The organism is Moraxella sp., assembly GCF_024227015.1.
Classification (GTDB): Bacteria; Pseudomonadota; Gammaproteobacteria; order Pseudomonadales; family Moraxellaceae; genus Moraxella.
Genome location: NZ_JAAELD010000164.1, coordinates 1 through 6,135, shown reverse-complemented (window position 1 = coordinate 6,135; position 6,135 = coordinate 1). Strand labels below are relative to the sequence as shown.

Sequence of the window (6,135 nt, the reverse complement as noted above, 5' to 3'; positions counted from 1 at the left end):
TGCAAAAAATTAATAAACAGGGTTCTCAATCACGCTAAAGAAATACTCGTTCGGGCGATCTTGAATGGCGATGACACCGCGTAGGGTTGCGCCTTTTAATTTTGATAGGCGAGTCTTTTGCTCAGCGCTTAGAGGTGTACTGATAGGGCGTGAGTGATAGGTCTTGCCATCAGCAGTCTTAACCACTAGCACTTGATGGGTTTTGCCATCGGCATTTCTGGTGAGTTCTTGAGTGCTGGTGATGTTTGTGATTGCAACTGGCGTGTTGATCTTGGCAAGTTCGCGTTTAAGCCCTTGAGTTAATTGGTCTTTTAGACTTGCTTCATCAGCCTTGCTAAATCCGGTGATTTGAACGTTGTTTTCGTTGATTTGGCTGGCAGGTGTGGTGCTTGCGCAGGCGGTTAGTAGTGCGATGCCTGATAGGGCGGTGATAAATCCGATTGTTCTCATGTTTTTCTCCGATTGGATGGTTGATTTTGAGTTGTAATAAATTGTACGTCAAAATTTCAAGTGATGTGTCGCGTTGTCGTTAAGTTTTGTAACGCTTATTCGGGAGCTTTTGGCGATACCTTACAAATTTAGTATGAATTTAACCGAAGAAATTTGTTATAATAATGAGTTTAATAAATTTAGCCAATAATGAGCCAAACAATGACAAGCCAAAAACAAGCCGAACTTCTATGCCCTGCTGGCACCTTTAAAAATATGCAATACGCCTTTGCCTATGGGGCGGATGCGGTCTATGCAGGGCAAGCCCGTTATTCTTTGCGGGTGCGGAATAATGATTTTGATGAAGAAAACCTTGCCAAGGGCATTGCCTACGCCCATTCGCTTGGCAAAAAGTTTTATGTGGTTGTTAATATCCAAGCCCACAACGCCAAATTAAAGACCTTTATTGAAGACATTCGCCCTGTCATTGAGATGAAGCCTGACGCTCTCATCATGTCGGACGCTGGCATGATTATGATGATACGAGAGCATTTTCCGCACCAAGACATTCATCTGTCGGTGCAGGCCAATGCCGTAAACTGGGCAACGGTGAAGTTTTGGAAACAAATGGGCGTAACAAGGGTGATTGTGAGCCGTGAATTATCCCTAAAAGAGATTAACGAGATTATTAAAGAAGTCCCTGATATGGAGATTGAAGTCTTTGTGCATGGGGCGCTCTGTATGGCATATTCGGGGCGGTGTCTGCTGTCAGGCTATATCAACAAACGTGATGCCAATCAAGGCACTTGCACCAATGCCTGCCGTTGGTCGTACAACACTTACAAGGCGGTGGAGAATGAAACAGGCGACATCGTCCCTGCCAGCCCAGAAGTGTTTGTCCCCAGTCAAGGCGAGATTAGCAATGTCAATCTAAATGGCGATGTCGTCATGGGCGATGATTATGTAGAAAAACCGTCCGATGAAGTCGTGCTGATTGAAGAAGAAGGTCGCAAAGGCGAGCTGATGGCGATGTATGAAGACGAACACGGCACCTATATCATGAATTCTAAGGACTTGCGTGCGGTGGAGCTTGTGCCTGACCTTGTGAACATGGGCGTGCATTCATTAAAGATTGAAGGGCGTACCAAGTCGCATTATTATGTCGCCCGCACTGCTCAGGTCTATCGCCGTGCCATTGATGATGCGTTGGCGGGCAAGCCCTTTGATACGGGGCTTATCACCGCCCTTGACGGACTTGCCAACCGTGGCTATACCGAAGGCTTTCTACGTCGTCATGTGCATTCGGATTATCAAAACTACGAGTACGGCTCATCAAAAACCGACAATCAGCAGTTTGTGGCGGAAGTGTCAGACGTGGCGGATGACTTTTTGACCTTAGAGATAAAAAACAAACTCATGGTGGGCGATGATGTGGAGATTATGACACCAAAAGGCAATTTGACTTATCGGCTCACCGAAATGTGGGACAAAAAAGGTAATGCCATAGACGGAGCGTTGGGGTCGGGGTGGATTGCCAAAATCAAAAATCCGTTTAGCGACATTTCTCATGATGACCTAAAATTCGCCCTTGTTATGAAAAGTGTGAGTGAAGCGATTTATACTTGATAACTAAATTGTGAGAGGGTTTTATTATGTCCAATACAAATACTCCAATGTCAGGAAGTGAACTAACAAAAGTATTGATATTTCTAGGACTATCACTTATTTTGTGTTTTTCATTTCTTGGTATTCCTGCATTTTTGGTAATTCTATTTGGCTTGTTCGCAATGAAGAGAAGTCAAGATTTTTCAGCTATGGAAATATCCTTTAAAATTATTTCAGGCTATTTAAAAATATTGCTTTTTGTTGCTATTGTTGTTTCTATTATCGCACTTACAGATGATAATTACTTGCAATGTTATGATAACAGACTTGATTGCTATGATGGCTACCTAGATTTTTTCACAGATATTGAAATAATTTTATTTCTTGGAGTGTGTATTGTTTCTCCTACGATAGTATATTTTTTGTATAAAACTGCCCTAAAATATCTATTTATTAATCCTTTGAGGAATCATAGAGATTGGGTTGAAATTAACGGCATTTTCTCAAACAAAAATAATGATGATGGAGAGTTTGATGTAATTAAAACTGACAAACTAAAACCATACTCTGTTGCTGATGAGTTGCAAAAATGGGCAAAACTTCGTGATGATGGTCATATAACCAATGAAGACTTTGAGAAAATCAAACAAAAAATACTTAATTAATTGCGATTAAATATGCAACAAAAAATCTCCCACTACCAAGCCCTATACCGTGAATGGCTTGCTCTACAAGCCGACAATGACAAACTTATGGCAAACCTGCACCACCAAAATGCCATTACGGACGAACTGTCCACCTTTTATTTTAATCATCACGGGCAATCCGACTGGCAACGCTATTATGAAGCCTTAGAAAATGGGGCAGACGTGGATTTGACCACAGACGGCGAATACAGCGTGATGAGCCAAGATACACTGTGGGATATGTTTTGTGATGAACGGGCATTTTATGAACAGCTTGTCAAGTTTGCTCAAAGCCGACTTCACGACTTAAATAACAAATAACAACTTAAAAACCAATGGCACTAAAAATCACCACCGACTGTATCAACTGCGACATCTGCGAGCCTGAATGCCCAAACGATGCGATAAGCTACGACCAAAAAGGGCAAAAAACCTACGTCATCAATCCCGACCTATGCACCGAGTGCGTGGGCTTTTATGATGAGCCGACCTGTGATAAGGTGTGCCCGATTGATTGCATTATCAAGGACGACAGCCGACCCGAGACACCTGACGACCTGATGGCAAAATATAAGCGAATCTGGAAAAAATAATCGATCAAAAAAACACCCCAAGCTGAGACTTGGGGTGTTTTGTATGAGTAGGCTAGAATTTAAAATTCGCACTTAGGCTAAAATTACGTCCCATTTGTGGCACAAAGGGCAAAAATGAGTTATGGATATACACTTTCTCATCAAGCACGTTATTGGCTCGCAAGGATAGGGTGTAGTCTAGGTTGCCCCAGTGGTTATGATAGTCCAAGCCGAGATTGAGCATATCATAGCTGGCGGTCGCACTTTCTAGCTTAGATATGCGATTTTGCCCAAAGACGTGCATATATTCTGCATCTGCCGACCAGTTGGCTGACAAATCCCCTTGCCAACGCAACCCCAAACGGGCAGGTGGCAATCTGGGTGTTGGCATGTTTGGTTGGGCAATGATTGGCTCATAGCTATAATTAAAATCATCGGCAAAATAATTATAATCACATCTTTGCATATTCTCTTCTGTATCTTCAGGTTTTGTCGTGGTGTAAGCTCCATCGCAATAATAAGCCTTGGCGTAAGCATTAGGCAAATCTTTTAACTTGCCACGCACCAAATCGCCAAACAAGCTAATGGCATGGTTGTCCATGTGATAAGTTACCATGCCTTCTAGCCCATAAAAATCTGCTTTGGCTTGATTATGTCGTCTCATGAACAAATTGCCTTCACGGTAGATGTTTTCGTTATAAATGTAATTTTTAAAACGGCTGTGATAGGCACTAACCGCATAGCTCCATTTATCCCCAAAAAAAGAAATACCCAAATCCAAGTTATCAGATTTCTCTTTATCCAGTCCGATATTACCAAATTCAAATGAATGAGTCGCCAGATGTTTGCCATGATAATAAAGCTCCATGGGTGTAGGCAGACGTTCATTATGTGAATAAGTGGCAGACAGGCGGTAATCGGGTTTAAAATCCCACGTGGTACCAATACTGTATGAAGTGGCTTTTTCTTTATAAGTCGTTAAATCTGGCTCTTCATAATTTGGTGCAGGCGAGCATCCACTGCTAAATCCCCAATCCCAACATTCTGGTTTTGGACGATAGCGGTCTAATTTGTCTTCACTATAATCAATCGGAATGCTTTGTTTTTCAAAACGTGTCCCAAATTCAAATGCCCATTTGTCATTAGCCTGCCATCTCTCCAACCCAAAAATACTGACTTGCTTATTGGTATTGGCAATGAGTGGGTATCTTTGCCCTTCTTCTCTTTCATGGGGCAGATGAGCAAAGCTCTCTTGCTTTTGCCACTGCACACCCCACAGTCCCGATACATCTTTGACAGGTGTGTGATGAAATTCAACTCGGACATTTTTGCCTTGATTGCCAAAATAACCTGGTTTGTTATTAATGGTTTGTAGTCTGCCTGTGTATTTATCGAGCCTCTCAACTTCATGGTCATTTTCTTCGTGATAATAGTCTGATGATGTAAAAGACAATGCGATTTTATCTAACCCCTTAAATGGCTTCTCCCACTGCGCCCTAACATCGATACGCTCAGACTCCATGTCAATCCAAGGCCCAGGGTGCGTGTGATCGTGTTCATAGCCCAAAGGGTGCTCATGACTCTGTCCTGGGTCATGAGCATGAGCTGTACCGCAGTGAAAATGGGCAGATGAACTAAAATCCATATTCTGTATTAGATGGGGGTAGGCTTTTAGATAATAGCGCGAGATGCTAGCTTCTGGAGTGAGTACATGTGCAATACAGTTATCATAGGCGTGATTATGCCCTGGTATGCCATACTTATCCTGACGGCGACTGTATGACATACCAATATGCCCCCTATCGCCAATATAGGACACGCCCACCGTGCCAACGGTGGATTTATTATGGCTGTCAGGCAGGTAGTCTAGCATGACATCAGACTGAAATCCTGGGACTTTATAATCATCGGCACGGCGGGTCAGTCCTTCGACTCGCACTGCCACGTTTTGCCCCACGCCCATATTAAGACTGGCGGTGGCAACCCTCTCGTTACTGCCTGTGTTATAGCGTAATAACGTCTCGCCTTCGATATTCTCTTTGATGTTGCCCTGTGGCATACGGCTAGGAATCCGCTCATCAATGACATTCACCACACCTGCCTGCGATGCTGTGCCATACAGAAGCGTGCCTGCCCCACGCACCAGCTCCACACGGCTCGCCAATAGGGTATCGGCGGCGACCACATGGTCAGGCGATAGAGCAGACATATCAATAACATCTGTGCCATTTTGTAAAATCTTCACTCGCACCCCGTCCTGCCCACGAATGATGGGCTTACTCGCCCCACCGCCAAAGGGATTAGAGTGAATACCCAGCTCGCCTGCCAAGGCATTACCCAGCGTTGCCGAGCGCTGCTGTAGGGTTTCGCGTCTGATGATCATGTCGCTGGGTTTTTTGAGGATGGGGGCGGTTTGCATGCCGCTATTGACGACGACATTTAGGGTGTCTAGAGTAACTTCTGGCTCTGTAGCAGTGTCATCTGCATGAGCTGATAGGCTGATCAAGGCGATGCTAAGTGCAAGCACAGTAGGGCGAGAGTAGAAATTGACCATAGTAAAAACATCCAATACAACAAAAAGTAATAGTATAACAGATATGTTATATAATAACAATATTATAACATAATGAGTTAATAGCGTTACTTTTGGTGATTCGATGTATGTGCATATAATTATTATTCGTATATTGAAATAATAACAATTTTTATTTGCAAAACGTTTTTTATTTGGTATAATTCTTAACACTTTCTTACAAAAGCTCTAGATTTTTGCAGTTAGCATACAAAAGTCTAGCCTAACCCAACACTTCAACAACCTAAGGTGATGTATGAAACACACACTA

The 6,135-nt window shown here is 43.1% G+C and carries 6 protein-coding genes; 4 read left to right on the top strand and 2 right to left on the bottom strand.

What is annotated here, in order from left to right:
• Positions 1-9 precede the first annotated feature (9 nt).
• Positions 10-450: a hypothetical protein gene (locus GY683_RS03870; RefSeq protein WP_297287497.1), complete on the bottom strand. Its 441-nt coding sequence runs from the start codon at positions 448-450 to the stop codon at positions 10-12.
• Positions 451-651: 201 nt separating this feature from the next.
• Here GY683_RS03870 and yegQ point away from each other — a divergent pair, with 201 nt between their 5' ends.
• Genes yegQ through GY683_RS03850 form a run of 4 tightly spaced genes read left to right on the top strand, consistent with a single transcriptional unit; the run spans position 652 to position 3,313 of the window.
• On the top strand, positions 652-2,055 hold the full coding sequence (gene yegQ, locus GY683_RS03865; protein WP_297287496.1) for a tRNA 5-hydroxyuridine modification protein YegQ: 1,404 nt from the start codon (positions 652-654) through the stop codon (positions 2,053-2,055).
• Positions 2,056-2,081: 26 nt separating this feature from the next.
• On the top strand, positions 2,082-2,699 hold the full coding sequence (locus GY683_RS03860; protein ID WP_297287495.1) for an SHOCT domain-containing protein: 618 nt from the start codon (positions 2,082-2,084) through the stop codon (positions 2,697-2,699).
• 12 nt (positions 2,700-2,711) lie between these two features.
• Positions 2,712-3,041, top strand: coding sequence for a DUF4298 domain-containing protein (locus GY683_RS03855; protein WP_297287494.1), 330 nt, complete (start codon positions 2,712-2,714; stop codon positions 3,039-3,041).
• 14 nt (positions 3,042-3,055) lie between these two features.
• On the top strand, positions 3,056-3,313 hold the full coding sequence (locus GY683_RS03850) for a YfhL family 4Fe-4S dicluster ferredoxin (RefSeq protein WP_036366719.1): 258 nt from the start codon (positions 3,056-3,058) through the stop codon (positions 3,311-3,313).
• Between the two features lie 52 nt (positions 3,314-3,365).
• Here GY683_RS03850 and GY683_RS03845 read toward each other — a convergent pair whose 3' ends face one another.
• Positions 3,366-5,846: a TonB-dependent receptor gene (locus tag GY683_RS03845; protein WP_297287493.1), complete on the bottom strand. Its 2,481-nt coding sequence runs from the start codon at positions 5,844-5,846 to the stop codon at positions 3,366-3,368.
• Positions 5,847-6,135 lie beyond the last annotated feature (289 nt).